We start from the raw sequence: 19241 nt of genomic DNA, 5'->3' as shown, positions 1-19241 counted from the left end.
CAGGCAGCATGCGGCGGCGCGTGACGATGCGGCCGCCGGTTTTCGTTTCACTCACTCAGGAGCACGCACGATGAAGAAGGAACTGGTTTCGATTGCAACGGGTTGCATGCTGGCGTTTTCCGCCGCGTCGTACGCGGCCGGCGACATGGCCGGCATGGACATGAGCGGCGGCGCGATGCAGGGCGCCGACGCGAAGCGCGGGATGTCGCACGGCGAGATCCGCAAGATCGATACGGGCACGGGCAAGCTGACGATCAAGCACGGTCCGCTGGACAACCTCGGGATGGATGCGATGACGATGGTGTTCAAGGTCAAGGATCCGGCGATGCTGTCGCAGGTGAAGGTGGGCGACAAGGTCGACTTCGTCGCCGAGGACGTGAGCGGCGCGCTGACCGTCGTTGAGCTGAAGAAACCGTGATGACGGGCATGACCATGAAGATCACCACTTTCGGGCGGCTGGCCGCCCTCGCCACGGCCGGCGCGATCGCCGCCGCCGTGCCGGCCGCGGCATTCGCGCACGGCAAGCTGGAAAGCGCCGCGCCGGCGACGGGCAGCACGGTCGATACCGCGCCCGACACGTTGCGCCTTGCGTTCAACGAAGACCTCGAACCGGCGTTCAGCTCGGTGAAGGTGTCGGACGCGAGCGGCAACGCCGTCGCGCACGAAAAGGCGAAAGTCGATGCGTCGAACCCGCGCGTGATGACCGTCGCGATCCCGAAGCTCGCGCCCGGCGCGTACACGGTGCAGTGGGTGGCGATGACCGCCGACGCGCATCGCACCAAGGGTACCTATACGTTCAGGGTGAAGGGGTGAACGAGGGCTTCGTCGGCCTCCTGAGGCTCGTGTCGGTGGCGATCCAGAACACCGGGTTCGCCGTCATCGTCGGCGCGCTGCTCGGCAGCCACTGGCTCGCGCGCGGCGAGTCGGCGTGGCAGCACGGCATCGCGCGGCGTCTCGTCGCGACGCTGCGCATCGCGTCCGTCGTGTCGCTGCTCGCGAGCACCACCGCGTTCTGGGCACACTGCGCGCTGATGAGCGACGTGTCGATGCTGGACGCCGGGCCGGCCGTCCGCTCGATGCTCGCCGGCACCGGCTTCGGCCACGCGTGGCTGGCCAGTGCGGTGTTCACGGCGGTCGTCGTGCTGCTGTCGTTGCTTCGGGATGCGAACGACACGCGCTTTCCGTTCGCGATGTGGGCCGCACTCGCGGGCGTCGCACTCGCGCGCAGCAACGGCGGGCATCCGGTCGACGCGGGGCTGTTCAGCGTGCCGGTGTGGGTCGACTGGCTGCATCTGCTGGCGATCAGCGCGTGGGTCGGGCTCGTGTTCGTGACGGCGTTCGGCGTGATGCCGCGTCTTGCCGGCATGCCCGCGAGCGAACGCACGACCGGCGCATCGTTCGTGCAGTCGCTGTCGGATGCGTCGACGTATGCGTTGATCGTGCTGTTCGCGACCGGCGCTTACAACGGCTGGCGCGGTGTCGATACGCCCGCGAACCTGCTTGCGTCGACGTACGGACAGATCCTGCTGTTCAAGCTCGCGCTCGTGCTGATCGCGGCGGCGCTCGGCGGGCACAACCGGTTCTTCGAGATGCCGAAGCTGCTGGCGGCGCTGAAGGACCCGGCCGCTGCGACGCCGGCCGGCCTGTTGCGCCGGTTCGGCGCGGTGCTGCGGATCGAGGCGGTCGTGCTGGCCGGCGTGCTGATGGTGGCTGCCGTGCTCGTGTCGAGCGCGTTGCCGGGGACGGTTTAGCTCCACGGTTGGCGGGGCGAAGCCGGCATCGGGAAATCGTCGCAACAGGGGGCGGGATTCGTCAGGCGATTTCCCGCTTTCCGACCGCGGGCGCGCGGTCGATCGCCATCGCGCAGCGGTGTCGAAGATTACGTTCATCTGTCTTCCGGTTACTAACAACTGTCATCGAGCGCCGCTAAGCTTTCGCTATCCTCACAACCGGGATTCCCCGCCATGCGCTCGACAATCCGCCTGTTTGCCCCGCTATTGCTGCTTCCCACGCTTGCCGCACCGGTCTTCGCCGCCACTGCCGCCCCCGTCAGCCCGAACTGCGGCGGCAGCACGACGCCGATCGCCGACATCCAGGGGCCGGGTGCGCCGTCGCCGCTCGCCGGGCAGAACGTGTCGATCGAAGCGGTCGTCACCGCCGATTTCGGCGGCACGGACGGCTTCGGCGGCTTCTTCGTCCAGCAGGCCGACGCGCAGCGCCGCAACCAGCCGGGCGTGTCCGAAGGCCTGTTCGTCTATGCGCCGAAAGCGCGCGCGAAGGCCGGCGATCTCGTGCACGTGAGCGGCAAGGTCGAGGAAAAATACGGGCAGACGCAGCTGACGCTGTCGGGCGCGATCGCGGTGTGCGCGAACGGCCAGACGGTCACGCCCGCGACGCTCACGCTGCCGGTCGACAACCCGAACGCGTTCGCCGCGTACGAAGGGATGCGCGTGCGCCTGCCGCAGACGCTCACCGTCACCGACAACTACGAGCTCGGCCGCTACGGCAGCGTGATGCTGAGCAACGGCCGCCTGCACACGCCGACGAGCGTGGTGCCGCCGTCGCAGGCGCAGACGCAGATCGATGCGAACGCACGCAACCGGCTGATCCTCGACGACGGCTCGAACAAGCAGAACCCGGCGACCGTGCCGTATCCGGCGCCCGAACTGTCGGCCGCCAACACGCTGCGCTCGGGCTACACCGTGCGCGACGTCGAAGGCGTGCTCGAGGTGCGTTACGGCGCATGGCGCGTGCAGCCGCTGCCCGGCGCGGCCGCGCCGGCGTTCGACGCGCGTGCGAACCCGCGCACCAACGCGCCGGCGCGCGATCCGAAATCGAACCTGCGCGTCGCGTCGTTCAACGTCCTCAACTACTTCAACGGCAACGGTCTCGGCGGCGGCTTCGACGATCCGAACAACCGCGGCGCGAAGAGCTACCCGGAATTCCAGCGCCAGGAAGCGAAGATCGTCAGTGCGCTGAAGGCGCTCGACGCCGACGTGATCGGCCTGATGGAAATCCAGAACAACGGCTATGGCGAACTGAGCGCGGTGCGCCAGCTCGCGGCGAAGCTCGGCAGCCACTGGCGCGTGGTCGACCCGGGCACGTCGCGCCTCGGCGGCGACGCGATCACGGTCGCGATGATCTACGACAGCCGCACGGTCGAACCCGTCGGCCGCGCGTCGACGCTCGCGATCGACGACAAGAACCGCCAGCCGCTCGCGCAGTCGTTCCGCCGGATCGGCGGCAAGCAGGCGCTGACGATCGCGGTCAACCACCTGAAGTCGAAGAACTGCCCGGACGCGGCGAACGACGATCTCGACCAGGGCGACGGCCAGGGCTGCTGGAACCCGACGCGCACGCGCGCGGCCGCGAAGCTGGCCGACTGGCTCGCCGGCACGCCGACGGGCGTCGCGGGGCAGGGCACGCTGCTGATCGGCGACTTCAACAGCTATACGTACGAAGACCCGATCCGCCTGCTCGAATCGCGCGGCTACCGCAACCTCGTGTCGCGCTGGATCGGCGCGAACGCGTACAGCTACGTGTACAACGGCGAAGCCGGCTACCTCGATCACGCGCTCGCGTCGCTGCCGCTCGCATCGCACGTGAAGGCCGTGCACGAATGGCACATCAACGCGGACGAGCCGCTCGCGCTGCAGTACACGCTCGCGTACAAGTCGGCCGAGCAGCAGAAGACCTTCTACGCGCCGGATGCGTATCGTTCGTCGGACCACGATCCGGTGCTGATCGATATCGCGCTGCCGGGCGGCGGGCGCTGATTTCCTCCACGTCGAACCTCTGAAGTACGGCGTGCGGCGCTGCCGCACGTCGTCGCGTGAGTCGGCGGCGGCGCGCAAATCATGCGTTGTCGCTCGCTCACCGGCCTCTCTCTCCTCCATGCATCACGTGCCCGATTCGCGATCGCCGCAATCCGATCCGGAACGCGTGGCGCGAATGATCGCTTCTTCGTTGCGAATACCCGCGTATTACGCATCAATGCCGTTCAGTGCATCCGATGGTTTAATTCCGATATCGGGTAAATAATTCCTCGGTGCATCGTGCAAATGGTCGGAATCGGTATTTTGTGGATGATGTCGGGCTTTATTCAATGATTCGCTCTAATCGAATTCGGATAATTAAAATGAAAGAAAAATCCTGTCGATTTGAAGGGCTTTTGCGCGCGATTCCAATACTCGCCAAGCGCTACGGGATCTGCGCAAAACGGACGGCATTTCAGGAAAAATGATTCACGCAACGTGTCTAGTTCGAACAATCGTTTTTCTTTCAAATACCAGACACTGACCGCCGTTCGCATCATAAGAGATTTTTTAATATCGGAATGATCTTTGACAACGCGGCGCAGCACCGCCTATTTTTGTCATGTCGTAAATATTGGTAATACGATAAGTCGTCGAAACTGCCAGGGGGCGGCGTTCCCGCATCATTCTCCGCCAGCAGTTTGCTGTGTCTGTATCAAGTTCAGTCTCTCGAAGAAGTCCATTCCCCAACCGCCGTCTGCCGACCGTGCAACGCGAGTGGCGGGTATGCCTGCGCGTTTTTCGCCGGCGATGGCGGCCTGTGTGAAGCGGTATCCGACCCAACACAAGGATCGAGGCATGAAACCAGACAGGAGCATTACCGGCAGCCGCCGCGCACGTCGCGGCCGGCTGGCCGGGCTGGGCGCATTGACCGTCGTGACGATGGTGCTTGCGGGCTGCGGCGGCGACGATTCGTCGTCGGTCGGCGCATCGAGCCTCGCGCAGGCCACCGCCAGCCAGCAGGCCGGCGCGCAACAGGCGGCCGGCAGCCAGACGCCGGCGGCGAACCAGCCTTACGTCGACCCCGTCGCCTATTCGATGAACGCGACCGACGGCCTCGCGGCCGCGCAGGTCTCGGAGAAGGCGGCGGTGATGCATTACCAGTGGCAATCCGGCGGCACGACGGTCAGCTACACGACGGCCACCGGCCACCTGACCGCGCAGGACGCGAACGGCAACGCGGAAGCGTCGATGTCGTACGTCGCGTACACGGTGCCGAGCACGAACGGCAAGCCGCGCCCCGTCACGTTCGTCTACAACGGCGGCCCGGGCTCGTCGTCGATCTGGCTGCGGCTCGGCTCGTTCGCGCCGACGCGTGTCGCCACGCCCGATCCGCTGTTCGGCAGCAACTGGCCGAACTATCCGCTCGTCGACAACGCGGAAAGCCTGATCGACACGACCGACCTCGTGTTCATCGACCCGCCGGGAACCGGGCTGTCGGAAGCCGTGCTGCCGAACACCAACCAGAAGTACTGGGGTTCGGATGCGGACGTCAACATCATGCGCGACTTCATCCAGCGCTACCTGAACGTCAACAACCGCGGCACGTCGCCGATCTACCTGTACGGTGAATCGTACGGCACGCCGCGTACCGACATGCTCGCGCTGGCGCTCGAATCGGCCGGCGTGCACCTGACGGGGATCGTGCTGCAGTCGGCGATCCTGAACTACTTCGCCGATGCGGTGGAAGCGGTCGCGATCACGCAGTCGACCGAAGGGCTGCTGCTCGAGACCGATACCGTGGCCGGCTACCTGCCCGGCTATGCGGCGGTCGCGGCGTACTTCAACCAGGTGTCGCCGGCGCCGGTCAATCCCTATCTGTATGCGCTGCAGACCGAGTTGTTCACAACGCTGATCTACAACCAGCTGCAGCAGTACTCGCAGTCGTGGGTGCTGAGCCAGCTCGGCATTCCGGACGCGCTCGGCACGCCGGTGTTCCCGAGCGATGCGACGCTGACGCTGTGGTCGTTGCCGTCGAGCCTCACGCAGCACGCGCTGCGCGACTACTTCAACGCGAATCCGTTCGGCACGAACCTGGTGCCCGGCACGACGATCGGCCGCTACGACGGACGCGTGTCGTTGCCGAACGCCGACCCGCGGTTGCAAACGGACGGCGATCCGTCGGACATCCTGATCTCGCAGCCGTTCACCAACGCGCTCGCGACGCAGATGCCCGACTACCTCGGCTACACCGCGCCGAACGCGACCTACCTGCCGCTGAACGACAACATCATCCAGGTGTGGGACTTCTCGCATGACGGCCAGCCGATGCCCGACACGATCCCCGATCTGCTGGGCGCGCTGCAGCTCAATCCGAAGCTCCGGGTGCTCGCGGAGAACGGCCTCCACGATCTGGCGACACCGTTCTTCAACACCGAGAAGCAACTCGCGCGGCTGCAGACGGTGAAGGGGCTGAACCCGAAGCTGCAGGTGAACTTCTTCCAGGGCGGGCACATGACGTATCTGGATGACGTGGCCCGTCCGCAGATGAAGCGCGACCTGAAGCTCTTCTATCAGGGCCGGCGGATTCCGACCGCGCTGACGCTGCACACGCTGCCGCCGCCGTGGCCGGACGAGAACCCGGCCGGCACGCCGACCGGCGCCGCGCCGGGCGCGACCACCGCGACGACGCTGGCAACGGCACCGTAAACCGTAAACGACGGACTCCTTGCGAAAAGGAACCCTCTATTCATCCATTGAATGCGAGTGATCATGTCCCTAATCAACTTGATGCGGCGTATGTCCCCGTTGATCGTCCTCGGTGCCGTGATGAGCAGCGCCTACGCATTGCCGCCGCAGGCGGTGGCGCCGGTGAAGCTGCCGCGCGGCGGGCACGGCGTCGACGGCCCGTTCTTTCCTTCGACCCGCGTGGCGCCGGTATTGCCGTCGACCGGCGCGACGCTGCAGCAGCAGGCGCAGAAGCGCGTCGATGCCCGGCTCGGCGGCAACACGGTACTGAGCAACGGCGCGGCGGTGACGAAAGCGCAGGCGCAGAGGGGCGGGCTCGGGTTCGTCGCGAAGCACTTCGACGAGATCGATGCGAAACACACCGGTCGCGTGACGATGAGCGATGTGCGGCAGTTCATCCAGCAGCGGCAGGTGCAGGCGCAGCAGGAACAGCAGGAGTGACGGTGTAGCCAGGTCGCGCGCGGGAGGGCGGCCGGTGTCGGCCGGTGCCGATGGGGGTCGGCCGCTCGACCGCGGCGGCGGCCTGCCTTCAACCTCCGCGGCGCACGTTCGGCCGCGGCTTTCTTCATCGAAGTTCGGTTCACGCGCGGGCAACGCGAAGCCGCGTCATGCTTCATGCGATCGACGCTCAGCCTTCCCGGTGCGCGTAGCGCCTCGCCGTCGCCGACGGCAACTCGCCGAACATCGCGCGGTAGTCCTGCGCAAAACTGCTCAGGTGCCAGAAGCCCCACTTCGTCGCGGCCGACGTCACGGACCCGCCGAGCCGCAGCTCGCGGCGAACGTGATTCAGCCGGACCGCGCGCAGGTACGCGATCGGATTCAGGTTGAGCGTGTCGTTGAACGCGTACTGCGCGGTACGCCGGCTGATGCCGAGCTGCACGCACAGTTCGGCGATCGACAGCGGGCACGTCGACGCATCCTGCAGCCGCGCCTGCACCGCGTTGACGAGCGACCAGTACTTCGTCGGCCGCGTCGCGAGGGCGTTCGCATCCGGCGCGGGCATCGTCATTGCTTCTGAAATCGCATACAGCACGGTCCGTTCGAGCAGTTCGATCCGCGCCGGCGTCGTCACGTCCTCGATCGGCGTGCTCTTCGCGGCCGCGGCCATCGTGTGGCGCAGCAGGTCGCGCAGGCGGTCCGCGACCTGGGGCGTCATCGGGATCAGCGGCGCGAAGGTGCGCGCGCGCAGCGACGCGGCGAGCGTGCGCATCGCTTCCGTCGACAGCTTGTCGGGCTCGATCTCGACGTTCACGAGCACGTGCCGGTCGGGCGAATAGAACTCGAACACCGGCTGGCTGGAAAACACGTGGAGGCTGTCGCGCCCGCTCTTCTCGCCGCACATGCGCGCATGCCCTTCGAGTTCCAGCGGCACGGCCACCGCGATGCGGTCCGACGGCACCGCGCCCTGCTGCAGGATCACCTTGTCGAGGTCTTCGACCAGGAGCCGGATGCCGCCGAGCGACACGATGGACGACGAACCATGAAACCGGCCGCCCGAGATCTGCGTGTAGTTGAGATGCCAGCCGTCGAAGATCCGCGCCTGTTCCTCCACGTCGGTGAACGCGCAGAACGCCACCGCGCGTGCGAACGGCGGGGCGCCGGAAAAATCGCTCGGATCGGCGGACGGCGTCATCGGAGTCGGGAAGGGGCGGGCCGGATCGACGCATTGTAGCCGCTGCGCGCGCCGGTCAAAAACCCCGGCGGCCCGATTCCCGGAGAAAACCCTCGCTTGCCGAAATCCGATAGTGAAAAGCCGGCCGGCGCAATACCTTTGGTACGAACGGAACACAACGCATCGCGCCGGCGCCGGGAGCATCCCGCTTCGTTGCCGGACGAACCGAACACGGCTGCCGGCGCGGGTCCGGCGGCACTTTTCTGGAGAGACGTCGATGGAGCTTCCACGTGGCGGGTTCTGGCGGAACTGGGTCGGCAATCAGTCGTGCGTCGCCGCGCACATGGCGTCGCCGACCAGCGAGGCGGAAATCGCCGAACTGGTGCAGGCCGCGACGCGCCAGGGCAAGAACGTCCGATGCTCGGGATCGGGACATTCGTTCACGCCGATCGTCGCGACGAGCGGCCTGCTGCTGTCGCTGAAGGACTACGAGGGCATCGTCGCGGTCGACGAGCGACGCAAGCGCGTCACGGTGAAGGCCGGCACGCGGATCAATGCGGTGACGCGTCATCTGAAGGACATCGGTTTCTCGCTCGTCAACCAGGGCGACATCGATTCCCAGGCGATTGCCGGTGCGCTCGCAACCGGCACGCATGGCACGGGGACGACGCTGGGCAACCTGTCGTCGCAGGTGGTCGGGATGCGGATCGTTCGCCCCGACGGCTCGATCATGGAAGTGAGCGACCAGCAGGACCTCGATCTGCTGCACGCGACCCAGGTGAACCTCGGCCTGTTCGGCGTGGTGTCGGAGCTGACGCTGCAGGTGACCGACGCGTTCTGGTTGCACGACCGCGTGTGGCGCGAGGACTTCGAGGCGCTGATGGAACAGTACGACGACCTCGCGGCGAAGCATCGCCATTTCGGGTTCTTCTGGTGCCCGACGTCCGAAAGCCGTCACCTGTACTGCCTGCCGGACACCACGAAGGTGTCGAATTCGAAGAAGGACTACGACGTGTGCGAGATCAAGGTGATGGACATCACCGACGAGCGCACGTTCTACGAAGGCGAGCACGAGAAGATCGCGTACAGCTCCGAGGTCTACGCGATTCATTACGTCGCGAACTTCCACGAGCTCGAATACGCGGTGCCCGCCGAACACGGCAAGGAAGCGCTGCGCCGCGTGCGCGAGCTGATCCTCACGAAGCATCGCGACTGCATCTTCCCGGTCGAGTACCGCTTCACGAAGGGCGACCCGGCGTGGATCAGCCCGTTCAATCATCAGGATAGCGTGACGATTTCGTGCTCGGGCGGTCCGAACGGCGTCGACTACTGGCCGTTCCTGAAGGACGTCGACGACATCCTGCGCGACTACGGCTCGCGTCCGCACTGGGGCAAGCTGCACTTCACGAACCGCGACGACGTGGACCGCTGGTTCCCGAAGGCCGAGGCGTTCCGCGAACTGCGCCGCAGCGTGGACCCTGAAGGCCATTTCCTCAACGATCATCTTCGGACGCTGTTCAGCTGAGCGGTCCGAACGAACCAGACTGGAGAACGACTCATGAATGTCAAGATCGACGGGCGCCTGGCCGGCAAGGTCGCCATCGTGAGCGGCGGCGCGGGCGGATGCGGCGCCGCCGCGTCGGAACTGTTCGCCGCGCAGGGGGCGAAGGTGGCGATCATCGACCGCGACGGCGACGCGGCCGACACGCTCGCGTCGCGGCTGCGCGAGGCCGGCTTGCAGGCGATCGGCCTCGGCGCCGACGTGTCGAAGCAGTCCGACGTGCGGAACGCGGTCGACGCGGCCCGCAAGCAGTTCGGCAACGCGGACATCCTGTTCAATCACGCGGGCACGCTGATCGTCAAACCGTTCCTCGACATCGAGGAGTCGGAGTGGGACTGGCTGATGGGCGTGAACGTGAAGAGCATGTTCCTGATGACGCAGGCGGTGCTGCCGCAGATGCTGGAAAAAGGGCGCGGCAGCATCGTCTGCACGTCGTCGATCTCGGCCGTCTGCGCGACGCCCGGCGAAGTGCTGTATGACGCGACCAAGGGCGCATGCCACATGTTCGCGCGCGCGATCGCCGTCGAATACCGCGATCGCGGCATCCGCTGCAATGCGCTCGCGCCCGGGTTCATCCGCACGCCGCACGGGATGCGCGAGCTGAGGGATCTGCAGGCGATGGGCGTGGACGCGACCGAAGCGGCTATCGCAGTGCAGCAAGGCCGGCTGTGCGAGCCGTCGGAAGTGGCGGCGGCCGCACTGTTCCTGGCGTCGGACGAATCGAGCTTCGTCAACGGCACCCATCTGTTCGTCGACAACTGTTTCTCCGCCGTTTAGGCCCCGATATTCGCAGGAAGCCGACGGGCAGGCGCGAGCTCCCCAGGAACGGCAGGTTCTGTCGAAGGTTCCGCAGCGATGCGGACCTTCGATTTTTTTTGCCGGTTCGCCGCGCGATGTGTCCTAGCGGATTGTCGTAATCCTTCTATCTGAACGAATCTGCGTCTGCTGGAATGGCAATGCCGAATCACCGTTCAGCCGGCGTCGCGGGGCGGCATGGTTGTCGACGTCATCGAGCGCCGGTCCGGCGCTCGACTTCGCGGGTCCGGGCAAGTCCGGCCCACCAGGGTCAATCCATCACTCTCTTTTGATCAATCATCATGTTCAATCGCACTACCAGCACCGTCGCCAACGTCGATCCGGAACTCTGGACTGCCATTCAGGACGAGAACCGCCGCCAGGAAGATCACATCGAGCTGATCGCGTCGGAAAACTACACGAGCCCGGCCGTGATGGCCGCACAGGGTTCGCAGCTCACGAACAAGTACGCGGAGGGTTATCCGGGCAAGCGCTACTACGGCGGCTGTGAGTACGTCGACGTGGTCGAGCAGCTGGCGATCGACCGTGTGAAGCAGCTGTTCGGCGCGGAAGCCGCGAACGTGCAGCCGAACTCGGGTTCGCAGGCGAACCAGGGCGTGTTCTTCGCGATGCTCAAGCCGGGCGACACGATCATGGGGCTGAGCCTCGCGCATGGTGGCCACCTGACGCACGGCTCGCCGGTGAACATGTCTGGCAAGTGGTTCAACGTCGTCAGCTACGGCCTGAACGAACAGGAAGACATCGACTACGACGCGGCCGAGAAGCTGGCTAACGAGCACAAGCCGAAGCTGATCGTTGCGGGCGCATCGGCGTTCGCGCTGAAGATCGACTTCGAGCGTCTGGCGAAGATCGCGAAGTCGGTCGGCGCGTACCTGATGGTCGACATGGCGCACTACGCCGGCCTGATCGCAGCGGGCGTGTACCCGAACCCGGTGCCGCACGCCGACTTCGTGACGACGACGACGCACAAGAGCCTGCGCGGCCCGCGCGGCGGCGTGATCCTGATGAAGGCCGAGTACGAGAAGCAGATCAACTCGGCAATCTTCCCGGGTATCCAGGGCGGCCCGCTGATGCACGTGATCGCGGCGAAGGCGGTGGCGTTCAAGGAAGCACTGTCGCCGGAGTTCAAGGAATATCAGCAGAAGGTCGTCGAGAACGCACGCGTGCTGGCTGAAACGCTGGTCAAGCGTGGCCTGCGGATCGTGTCGGGCCGCACGGAAAGCCACGTGATGCTGGTGGACCTGCGCGCGAAGAACATCACGGGCAAGGCAGCGGAAGCGGCGCTCGGCGCGGCGCACATCACGGTGAACAAGAACGCGATCCCGAACGATCCGGAAAAGCCGTTCGTGACGAGCGGCATCCGCCTCGGTTCGCCGGCGATGACGACGCGCGGCTTCGGACCGGCGGAAGCGGAGAAGGTCGGCAACCTGATCGCCGACGTGCTGGAAGCTCCGGAAGATGCCGCGACGATCGAACGCGTACGCGGTCTGGTCGCGGAGTTGACCCAGCGTTTCCCGGTCTACGGCTGAGACGCGGCAATCGGGTTCGACCGTCGATGCGGTTGAGCCTCGCTCGTTCCGAAGCGATGTAAAAAAATCCGGCTCGCACACCGCGAGCCGGATTTTTTGCACTGTGTGCGAATCGGTGTCGCGTCACACGGTCGGATCGACGTTCGCCTCGAGTTCGCGAATACGCTCGTCGTTACGCGTGTCCTTGAGCACCGGCGGCCCGGCGAAGGACTTGCGCACGCCGAACCCGTACCAGATGACCATCAGCACGCCCACGAATGCGACGAGCACGTAGAGCACCTTCTCGTTCGGCGGCTGGATGCCGACGTACGCGAGCACGCACGCGCCCACCAGCGCGAGCAGCGCGCACGGCTTCGACCAGATGCCCAGCTGGAACGGGCCCTTTTCGGTCCACGTGCGCCCTTCGGCGAGCATCCCGGAACCGATCGGCATCGCATACGAGATGAACAGGAACACGGCGCTGCCCGCGCTCAGTACCGAGAACGCGTCGCCGTACAGCGTGACGACGATCGCGAGCACCGCGCACGTCCAGATTGCCGGGCCGGGCGTCCGGTGTTTGTGATTCACGCTGCGCAGCAGCTTCGACGCCGGCAGCCCGCCGTCGCGCGCGAACGCGTACATCATCCGCGACGTCGACATGATCGCGGCGAGCCCGCACACGTAGTTGATGAAGAACATCGCGAGCTCGAGGCAGACGCGCAAGGTCTTCGGGATCGGTGCGAGGATCGCTTCGAAGAAGCCGGTGCCCTGTTTCATCGCGGCGGTCAGGTCGGGCATGACCAGCACGAACGTGCACACCATCACGTAGCCGAACACCGCGGACCAGAACACCGAGCCGATGATGCCGCGCGGCACGTTCTTCGCCGCGTCGTGCGTTTCTTCCGACGTATGCGCGGACGCGTCGAAACCGGTGATCGTGTAGGTCACCAGCAGCAGGCCGGACAGGAACGCGAGCGGCGTGGTCTGCTTCGGCCAGGCGCCGCCGTCGACGCCCGTGTAGTTGGTGAAGGTGACGAGCCGATGCAGGTCGAACGTGACCGGCGAGTAGACCAGCAGCGACACGACCAGCGCGATCGTCACGACGAAGATCAGGTAGCCGGACAGGTCGGTGATCTTGCTCGCGATCCGGATGCCGCGTGCGTTCAGGATCGCCTGCGAAATCGTGATGACCGTGATGAACGCGGTCTGATGCCACCACGTCAGGCTGTCCGGACCGACGCCGAACATCGGTGCGATCAGCGTCTTGAAGAACGGATCGTAGGTGCCGAAGTTGATCGCCGCGATCACGAAGATCAGGCCGATCAGGTTGAGCCACGCCGTCATCCACCCCCATTTCTTCCCGCCGAGGATCGCGCCCCAGTGATAAAGGCCGCCGGCGGTCGGAAACGCGGACGCGATCTGCGACATCGACACCGCGACGATCAGCGCGAACAGCGAGCCGAGCGGCCAGCCGAGGCCGACCGAGGCGCCGCCGGCCGCGGAGAACGCCAGTTGAAACGCGGTGATGCCGCCCGACAGAATGCAGATCACCGAAAACGACACGGCGAAGTTCGAGAAGCCGTTCATGCGTCTCGACAGCTCCTGCGCATATCCCATCTTGTGGAGGAGGCTTACGTCGCTGTCGGTACCTGCATCAGGCTGGATTTTCGCATCCATATTCGCTCCGTCACGTATGTCCTGCGAGGCAGGACCGTCATCGCTGCCCGGGCCCGGTGCTGCGGCCCGCTCCTGGAATTCGTCGGCGGGCACGCGTTGTCATGCATCGATGGCGATCGCGTATCCGGTCCGATACGGAACGGTATGAAGCCAAATCTCGCGGCGATATCGGATTTCGGCAATCCGGTGAAACTCCGGACGGGTGCACCGTTCGGGGGCATCGCATGGCGGGCTGAATATTTGTAAGGAATCCATGCGGATCGGGATGATCCGTACTTGTCGAAATGCGACAGCCGGGGGAAAAAGTGCGCTCCCGTGAAGGGCGACATGGCCCGCAATCGCCTTCTGAAGTCGACCGCGCCCCGTGTCGCAATTCCGTGAGTCGGCCCGGCAGGGAACCTGTGGCGGCCTACTCGGCTTGCGGCTTGCCGGGTTTCCGTCCGAACCGCGCACGGTAGTCGCGCGGCGATATCCCGACCCGCTTCGCGAATGCACGTTGCAGCGCATCCACGCTGCCGAACCCCGAACGTTCCGCGACCCGTTCGAGAGGCCAGTCTGCCCGCTCCAGCAGCGCCTTCGCGCGCTCGACGCGTGCGGCCAGCACGAATTGCGCGGGTGGGAGCCCCGCCTCCTTGAGGAAATTGCGCGCAAACGTGCGCTCGCTCATGTGCAGGCGCGTGGCCAGCGCGGCGACGCCGAGATCGCCGGTCGGGTCGTCGGCGATCGACGTGAGCAGCGCGCGCATCGGTGGCGTCGCGTTTGCCTGGATGTCGAGACCGACGCTGAACTGCGCCTGTCCGCCGGGACGGTGCATGAAGAGCACGAGTTCGCGCGCGACCGCGAGCGCGGTCGGCGCGCCGCAGTCGGCCTCGACGAGTGCGAGACACAGGTCGATGCCGGCCGTCACGCCGGCCGACGTATGAAACGGCGGATCGCTCACGTAGATCGCATCCGGCTCGACCCGCACGTCGGGGCAAAGCGCCTGCAGCGTCGCGCACTGATTCCAGTGCGTGGTGGCGCGCTTGCCATCCAGCCATCCGCCCGCGGCGAGCACGAACGCGCCCGTGCAGATGCTCGCGATCCGCCGCGTGCCCGCGATCCGCGTGCGCAGCCAGGGCAGCACGCCGGCGTTCGACGCCGCGTGCCGCAGCGCCGCTTCGCTGCCGCCTGCGACGATGATCGTGTCGATGGGCTCGGGCAACGCCGCAAGCGCGGTCGGGCCGGCAAGACGCAGGCCCGCGTGCGTGACGATGTCGTTGCCGTGTTGCGATGCGAGCGTGAGCCGATAGCGCGGGACATGCCCGGGAAGATGGCGGTTCGCGACCGCGAACACTTCCATCGGGCCGGTGATGTCGAGTGACTGGACGCCTTCGAAGCCGACGACGACGATGTCGCGTGCCGGACCGGTTGACTGGGGCATGGCGGAAAGTGCGGTGGAGTTGTCATTGTGACCGCGTGCATGATCCTTGTAATTTTCCGCACATGCAATCGATTGACGCGGGTGGGCGATGCGGGAACGGAACAGAAACGGGGCGATGCGCGTGGCGGTTGCGCTGCTCGTGTGTGCGGTGCTGGGCGCGTGCATGTCGGGGCAGTCGGGGCCGTCGGCCGCGCACGGCGCACGAACGGTCACGCAAACGCTGAGCGTGAACGCACCGAAGGCGGGCCGCACGCGGCCGCTCGTTGCGATCGTCGCGGACAATGCCGGAACTGAGACGACCGATTTCATCGTCCCGTACGCGATTCTGAAGACGTCGGGCGCGGCCGATGTCGTGGCCGTGTCGGCCGACGCCGGCGCCGTCGAACTGATGCCCGCGCTGCGGATCCTGGCCGATACGACGTTCGACCGGTTCGACGCGGACGTGCCCCTCGGCGCGGACGTCGTGATCGTGCCGGCCTTGCATCATGCCGACCGGCCGGCCGTGCTCGCGTGGCTGCGCAAACAGGCCGCTGCCGGCGCCACGATGGTGGCGATCTGCGATGGCGCGGCCGTGCTCGCGAACGCCGGGCTGCTGCGCGATCGCATCGCGACCGCGCACTGGTATTCGCGCGACGGGCTGCGTCGCCGTTTTGCCGATACGGCGTGGGTCGACGATCGCCGCTACGTGATGGACGGCAAGGTGATGACGACGAGCGGCGTGTCGGCGTCGATTCCCGCGTCGCTTGCGTTGGTGAATGCGCTGGCGGGGCCGGTGGCGGCGCGCGAAACGGCACGCGACATCGGCGCGCACGGATGGAGCGACGTTCACGACGGCAGCCGGTTCGGGTTGACCGCGCGCGCCGTGGCGACCGCACTGACGAATCGCGTCGCGTTCTGGCGGCATCGGACCTTCGATCTGCCTGTCGCGAGCGGATTCGACGAACTTCCGGTTGCGCTCACCGCGGATGCGTGGGCGCGGACATGGCGCAGCGACATCGTCGCAACGGCGGACGCGCACGTGATCGAATCGAAGCACGGGCTGCGCTTGCTGACGCAACCGGTCGATGCCGGCCACGCGCGCGTGACGATTCCGGACGGGCGGCGCGGCGACGCGGTGCTGCCCGGTGTGCTCGGCGACGTCGCGGCGCGCTACGGCGGCGCGACGTCGGACTGGGTGGCGCTGCAACTGGAGTATGCGAAGTAGCGGCTGCCGGGCTTGCGCGTCGCCAGATGCAAACAGGGCCTCCGACGCCGGAACAGACCCGAGCGGGATGATGTCCCGATCGACGAGCCCGGCCTGTGCCAGCGGACATGCGCGCAGCACTTCGCGCGCACTTCGCGCTTTCCACCGACTTGCATTCGGCGGCTGATCGCGACGCCCGAGCGGCCACGCGTCGAAACGTCGGTTTCGAGCATGAACGTGGACGCGCGCGATGCTTCGTCACATGCGGGCTGCGCTCAGACCGTTGCCGTCCGCCGCGCCGTCAGCCGGTTCCACAGCATCCCGGCGCGGCTTCCGCTTCGACAATAGGCGAGCACCGGCTTCGGCAGCGCATCGACCAGCGCGCCGAACGCGTCGACTTCCGCATCGCCGATCCGGTCGCGCTCGACCGGCAGATAGCGCGCGTCGAGGCCCAGTTCGCGCGCAGCGGCGGCGATTGCCTCGAATGCCGGTTGATCGGCGCTTTCGCCGTCCGGCCGGTTGCAGATCACCGCGCGAAAGCCGGCGCTGCGGATCGCTTTCAGGTCCGCCGGCGTGATCTGTCGCGATGCGGTGAACCCGGTCGCTGCCGCGGCCCGGCATTGCTCGAGCGCGCGCGCGAAACACGCGATCGCGAAATCGACGTCCTGTTCCGTCGTGAAGCGGCCGAAGCTGATCCGCACCGTGCGGCCCGCGGCTTGCTCGTCGAGACCGATCGCGGTCAGCACGTGGGACGGCGCGCCGCTGGTCGAGTTGCATGCGGAGGTCGACGACACGGCGAGCGCATCGCCGAGCATGAACGGGAAGAAGCCCGGCACGTTCACCGTGAGGCTCAGCGTGTGCGGGATGCGGCGTGCCGCTGCCGCGTTGTGCGTGATGTCGCCGAGCGCGAGCAGCGCGTCCTTCAGGCGTGCGCTGAGTGCCGCGATCCGCGCGGCTTCGCGCTCGAGTTTCTCGGCGGCCAGTTCGCACGCCACGCCCATGCCGACGATCTGGTGCGTCGCGAGCGTGCCCGAGCGCAGGCCGCGCTCGTGCCCGCCGCCGTGGATCTGCGGCGCGATGCGCTCGGCGATCTCGCGGCGGACGAACAGCGCGCCGATACCCTTGGGGCCGTACACCTTGTGCGCGGACATCGACAGCAGGTCGATGCCGAGCGCGCGCACGTCGATCGGCGTCTTGCCGAGCGCCTGCGCGGCGTCGACGTGCAGCAGCGCGCCGGCCGCATGCACGACGCGCGAGATCGCGCCGATGTCGGTCAGCGTGCCGAGTTCGTTGTTGACGAGCATCAGCGACACGAGGCCCGTATCGGGGCCGATCGCCGCGGCCACGGCGTCGACGGTGATTTCGCCGTCGGCGGTGGGTGTCAGGTAGGTCGCGGTCATGCCGCGCTTCGACAGGTTCGCCATCGTGTCGAGGATCGCCTTGTGTTCGATGCGGCTCGTGACGAGGTGGCGCTTGCCGGTCGCGGTCTCCGCGTAGCCCTTCAGCGCGAGGTTGTTCGATTCGGTGGCGCCCGAGGTCCAGACGATCTCGTCGGCCTGCGCGCCGATCAGCGCGGCGACCTGCGCGCGTGCGTGCTCGACCTTTTCCTTCGCGAGCCGGCCGGCGGCGTGCGAACTCGACGCGGGATTGCCGAAGATGCCGTCGGCACCGAGGCAGGCCGTCATCGCTTCGATCACGCGGGGATCCGCGGGGGTGGTGGCTGCGTAGTCGAGGTAGTGCAGCGGGGTGGTATCGCTCATGTCCTTCTCTGGTTCTTTCTCTTCGGAATGGGAGAAATGATACGAGGGAGGACGGGGAAAAAGGATCCAAAGGTGGCTGTGAATTCAGAGCGATGTGGAATAACGTTTTCTTTTTGTTTGATATGGGGGAATTTGTTTTCGTCTGGGCCTGATAGAAGATCGGGAATTGTTCATGCGGATGCCGGCGCGGCCGGGCGCTGCCGATGGGCGTTGCCCGGCCTGCCTGCGACGTATCGGATGTCCGTGAACGCCTTGAGGGGCGCGTCGATCACGTCAACTCGTCTTGATCGGGCTGATTCGATAAACGATGCGCGTCCTGCACCCAGGCATGCAGCGCTTGTTCATATTTCGTGGGGATCGTAATCGTGAGCGTGGTGAGGTGCGTGACGTTGCCCGGTAGTTCCAGATACCGCTGCCACGCCTTGCGAACGAGCTGCGACATTGCCGAGCGGTTCATACCCAGTTTCGCGGCCAGCTCGCGCTGTGGGCGGCCCTTCACGAAAATCTCGTGCAGGGCCCATTGGTTCAACGGTTTGATCCGGGTATCTTGAAGCCGCAGCAGCTGGAACTGTTCGGCGGTCATGCGTCGTATCTTCAGCATTCAGGGGCGCCCGGAGCTCGGAATGGAAGAAATGAGCGTCGCACCGCACGAAGTCTTGTGACCGTCGAATGCGGCGGCCCGACCTTCGACGTTGAAGGCAGCGTCGCCGGCGGCAATCGTGCAGGTGCCGTGGATCGGACACGAACACGTGTCGCCGAAGCGCGCGACCGCCCGCCCCATGACCTTGCTGATATCGGCGCCGGACTCGACCCGGCCGCCGTGGGTATGGCTGTCGCCTACCCGGATGATTCCTCGCATATGACTCGTCCTCTCGATGATTCGCGCGGCATTGGCGTTTTGCTCGCCACATGCCGCGGTGCTGGTTTGCATCACCACGAATAGCCTTGCATGCCGTAGTCGGTGTCGTGTCGGCGTCCCCACCACGGGAGGTACGCGTTGTTGCCGCCGCGTGCGCGGAACCAGTCCTTGGCGGGATCGATCGGGGTGAGCTTCGACGGTGGTCTGACGACGACGGCGACGGGGTGCTCGGGGTCGGTCGTGCCTGCTACCAAGGCGTTGCCGCCGAAATGGTTGATTCGGCCGATTGCGAGTGCGACGTCGGTCAACGCGCTGCCGGTTCCCATGTCGCCGAGTAGGGCG

At 66.2% G+C, this 19241-nt stretch carries 16 protein-coding genes and 1 pseudogene; 10 read left to right on the top strand and 7 right to left on the bottom strand.

From position 1 onward, the window contains the following. The first annotated feature begins 70 nt into the window (after positions 1–70). The 6 genes from U4Z64_RS20815 to U4Z64_RS20790 all read left to right on the top strand — a co-directional run bounded on the left by U4Z64_RS20815 (position 71) and on the right by U4Z64_RS20790 (position 6944). Positions 71–418 (top strand): copper-binding protein, encoded by a 348-nt coding sequence (locus U4Z64_RS20815; protein ID WP_321820947.1) that lies wholly within the window; start codon positions 71–73, stop codon positions 416–418. Positions 419–432: 14 nt separating this feature from the next. Beyond that, positions 433–813: a copper homeostasis periplasmic binding protein CopC gene (gene copC / locus U4Z64_RS20810; protein WP_321820946.1), complete on the top strand. Its 381-nt coding sequence runs from the start codon at positions 433–435 to the stop codon at positions 811–813. Next, positions 810–1751 (top strand): copper resistance D family protein, encoded by a 942-nt coding sequence (locus U4Z64_RS20805; RefSeq protein ID WP_321820945.1) that lies wholly within the window; start codon positions 810–812, stop codon positions 1749–1751. Before copC ends, U4Z64_RS20805 begins: the two co-directional genes overlap by 4 nt. A 213-nt stretch (positions 1752–1964) precedes the next feature. Beyond that, the gene (locus tag U4Z64_RS20800; protein ID WP_321820944.1) at positions 1965–3776 is read left to right on the top strand and encodes an ExeM/NucH family extracellular endonuclease; all 1812 of its coding nucleotides are present in this window, start codon (positions 1965–1967) and stop codon (positions 3774–3776) included. Positions 3777–4613: 837 nt separating this feature from the next. Then, on the top strand, positions 4614–6464 hold the full coding sequence (locus tag U4Z64_RS20795; protein WP_321820943.1) for a S10 family serine carboxypeptidase-like protein: 1851 nt from the start codon (positions 4614–4616) through the stop codon (positions 6462–6464). Between the two features lie 51 nt (positions 6465–6515). Continuing rightward, positions 6516–6944: a 2-oxoglutarate dehydrogenase gene (locus U4Z64_RS20790; RefSeq protein WP_321820942.1), complete on the top strand. Its 429-nt coding sequence runs from the start codon at positions 6516–6518 to the stop codon at positions 6942–6944. Between the two features lie 187 nt (positions 6945–7131). Here the strand turns inward: U4Z64_RS20790 and U4Z64_RS20785 are convergent, their stop codons facing one another. Beyond that, positions 7132–8136, bottom strand: coding sequence for a helix-turn-helix domain-containing protein (locus U4Z64_RS20785; protein ID WP_321812933.1), 1005 nt, complete (start codon positions 8134–8136; stop codon positions 7132–7134). 256 nt (positions 8137–8392) lie between these two features. On the opposite strand from U4Z64_RS20785, the gene U4Z64_RS20780 reads away from it, so the two are divergent. The 3 genes from U4Z64_RS20780 to glyA all read left to right on the top strand — a co-directional run bounded on the left by U4Z64_RS20780 (position 8393) and on the right by glyA (position 12021). Beyond that, the gene (locus U4Z64_RS20780; protein WP_321820941.1) at positions 8393–9640 is read left to right on the top strand and encodes a D-arabinono-1,4-lactone oxidase; all 1248 of its coding nucleotides are present in this window, start codon (positions 8393–8395) and stop codon (positions 9638–9640) included. Between the two features lie 33 nt (positions 9641–9673). After that, positions 9674–10453 carry a glucose 1-dehydrogenase gene (locus U4Z64_RS20775; protein ID WP_321820940.1) on the top strand — a complete coding sequence of 260 codons (780 nt, stop codon included), beginning with the start codon at positions 9674–9676 and terminating at the stop codon, positions 10451–10453. 320 nt (positions 10454–10773) lie between these two features. Continuing rightward, positions 10774–12021 (top strand): serine hydroxymethyltransferase, encoded by a 1248-nt coding sequence (glyA, locus tag U4Z64_RS20770; RefSeq protein WP_124667788.1) that lies wholly within the window; start codon positions 10774–10776, stop codon positions 12019–12021. A gap of 123 nt (positions 12022–12144) precedes the next feature. On the opposite strand, the gene U4Z64_RS20765 is transcribed toward glyA, so the two are convergent. Continuing rightward, positions 12145–13677, bottom strand: coding sequence for an amino acid permease (locus U4Z64_RS20765; protein ID WP_321820939.1), 1533 nt, complete (start codon positions 13675–13677; stop codon positions 12145–12147). Between the two features lie 409 nt (positions 13678–14086). Beyond that, positions 14087–15097, bottom strand: coding sequence for a GlxA family transcriptional regulator (locus U4Z64_RS20760; RefSeq protein ID WP_321820938.1), 1011 nt, complete (start codon positions 15095–15097; stop codon positions 14087–14089). Between the two features lie 88 nt (positions 15098–15185). Between U4Z64_RS20760 and U4Z64_RS20755 the strand changes: the two genes are divergently transcribed. Further along, positions 15186–16301: a DJ-1/PfpI family protein gene (locus U4Z64_RS20755; protein ID WP_321820937.1), complete on the top strand. Its 1116-nt coding sequence runs from the start codon at positions 15186–15188 to the stop codon at positions 16299–16301. A 254-nt stretch (positions 16302–16555) separates the two neighbouring features. On the opposite strand, the gene U4Z64_RS20750 is transcribed toward U4Z64_RS20755, so the two are convergent. The 4 genes and pseudogenes from U4Z64_RS20750 to U4Z64_RS20735 form a co-directional block, all read right to left on the bottom strand. Beyond that, positions 16556–18040, bottom strand: a complete 1485-nt coding sequence (locus tag U4Z64_RS20750; RefSeq protein WP_321820936.1) for an aminotransferase class V-fold PLP-dependent enzyme — start codon at positions 18038–18040, stop codon at positions 16556–16558. A gap of 268 nt (positions 18041–18308) precedes the next feature. Beyond that, entirely contained in the window at positions 18309–18623 is a 315-nt protein-coding gene (locus U4Z64_RS20745; RefSeq protein WP_044848364.1) for a TrfB-related DNA-binding protein, read from the bottom strand. A gap of 18 nt (positions 18624–18641) precedes the next feature. After that, entirely contained in the window at positions 18642–18899 is a 258-nt protein-coding gene (locus U4Z64_RS20740; RefSeq protein ID WP_321821047.1) for a PAAR domain-containing protein, read from the bottom strand. Between the two features lie 71 nt (positions 18900–18970). Continuing rightward, positions 18971–19241 (bottom strand): annotated as a pseudogene (locus U4Z64_RS20735) (virulence factor); the annotation flags it as partial.

The sequence above is a fragment of the Burkholderia sp. BCC1996 genome (genome assembly GCF_905339955.1).
In the GTDB taxonomy this organism is placed as follows: Bacteria; Pseudomonadota; Gammaproteobacteria; order Burkholderiales; family Burkholderiaceae; genus Burkholderia.
The sequence above is the reverse complement of the archived record's forward strand: the minus strand, read 5'-3'. Positions and strand labels throughout refer to the sequence as shown.

Bases quoted from the DNA above. Each gene is read 5' to 3' on its own strand.
- U4Z64_RS20785 (WP_321812933.1), bottom strand. From the start codon at position 8,136: ATGACGCCGTCCGCCGATCCGAGCGATTTTTCCGGCGCCCCGCCGTTC.
- U4Z64_RS20780 (WP_321820941.1), top strand. From the start codon at position 8,393: ATGGAGCTTCCACGTGGCGGGTTCTGGCGGAACTGGGTCGGCAATCAG.
- U4Z64_RS20745 (WP_044848364.1), bottom strand. From the start codon at position 18,623: ATGACCGCCGAACAGTTCCAGCTGCTGCGGCTTCAAGATACCCGGATC.
- U4Z64_RS20740 (WP_321821047.1), bottom strand. From the start codon at position 18,899: ATGCGAGGAATCATCCGGGTAGGCGACAGCCATACCCACGGCGGCCGG.
- U4Z64_RS20790 (WP_321820942.1), top strand. From the start codon at position 6,516: ATGCGAGTGATCATGTCCCTAATCAACTTGATGCGGCGTATGTCCCCG.
- U4Z64_RS20800 (WP_321820944.1), top strand. From the start codon at position 1,965: ATGCGCTCGACAATCCGCCTGTTTGCCCCGCTATTGCTGCTTCCCACG.
- copC (WP_321820946.1), top strand. From the start codon at position 433: ATGAAGATCACCACTTTCGGGCGGCTGGCCGCCCTCGCCACGGCCGGC.
- U4Z64_RS20775 (WP_321820940.1), top strand. From the start codon at position 9,674: ATGAATGTCAAGATCGACGGGCGCCTGGCCGGCAAGGTCGCCATCGTG.
- U4Z64_RS20815 (WP_321820947.1), top strand. From the start codon at position 71: ATGAAGAAGGAACTGGTTTCGATTGCAACGGGTTGCATGCTGGCGTTT.
- U4Z64_RS20765 (WP_321820939.1), bottom strand. From the start codon at position 13,677: ATGGATGCGAAAATCCAGCCTGATGCAGGTACCGACAGCGACGTAAGC.
- U4Z64_RS20755 (WP_321820937.1), top strand. From the start codon at position 15,186: ATGCGGGAACGGAACAGAAACGGGGCGATGCGCGTGGCGGTTGCGCTG.
- U4Z64_RS20795 (WP_321820943.1), top strand. From the start codon at position 4,614: ATGAAACCAGACAGGAGCATTACCGGCAGCCGCCGCGCACGTCGCGGC.
- U4Z64_RS20760 (WP_321820938.1), bottom strand. From the start codon at position 15,097: ATGCCCCAGTCAACCGGTCCGGCACGCGACATCGTCGTCGTCGGCTTC.
- U4Z64_RS20750 (WP_321820936.1), bottom strand. From the start codon at position 18,040: ATGAGCGATACCACCCCGCTGCACTACCTCGACTACGCAGCCACCACC.
- glyA (WP_124667788.1), top strand. From the start codon at position 10,774: ATGTTCAATCGCACTACCAGCACCGTCGCCAACGTCGATCCGGAACTC.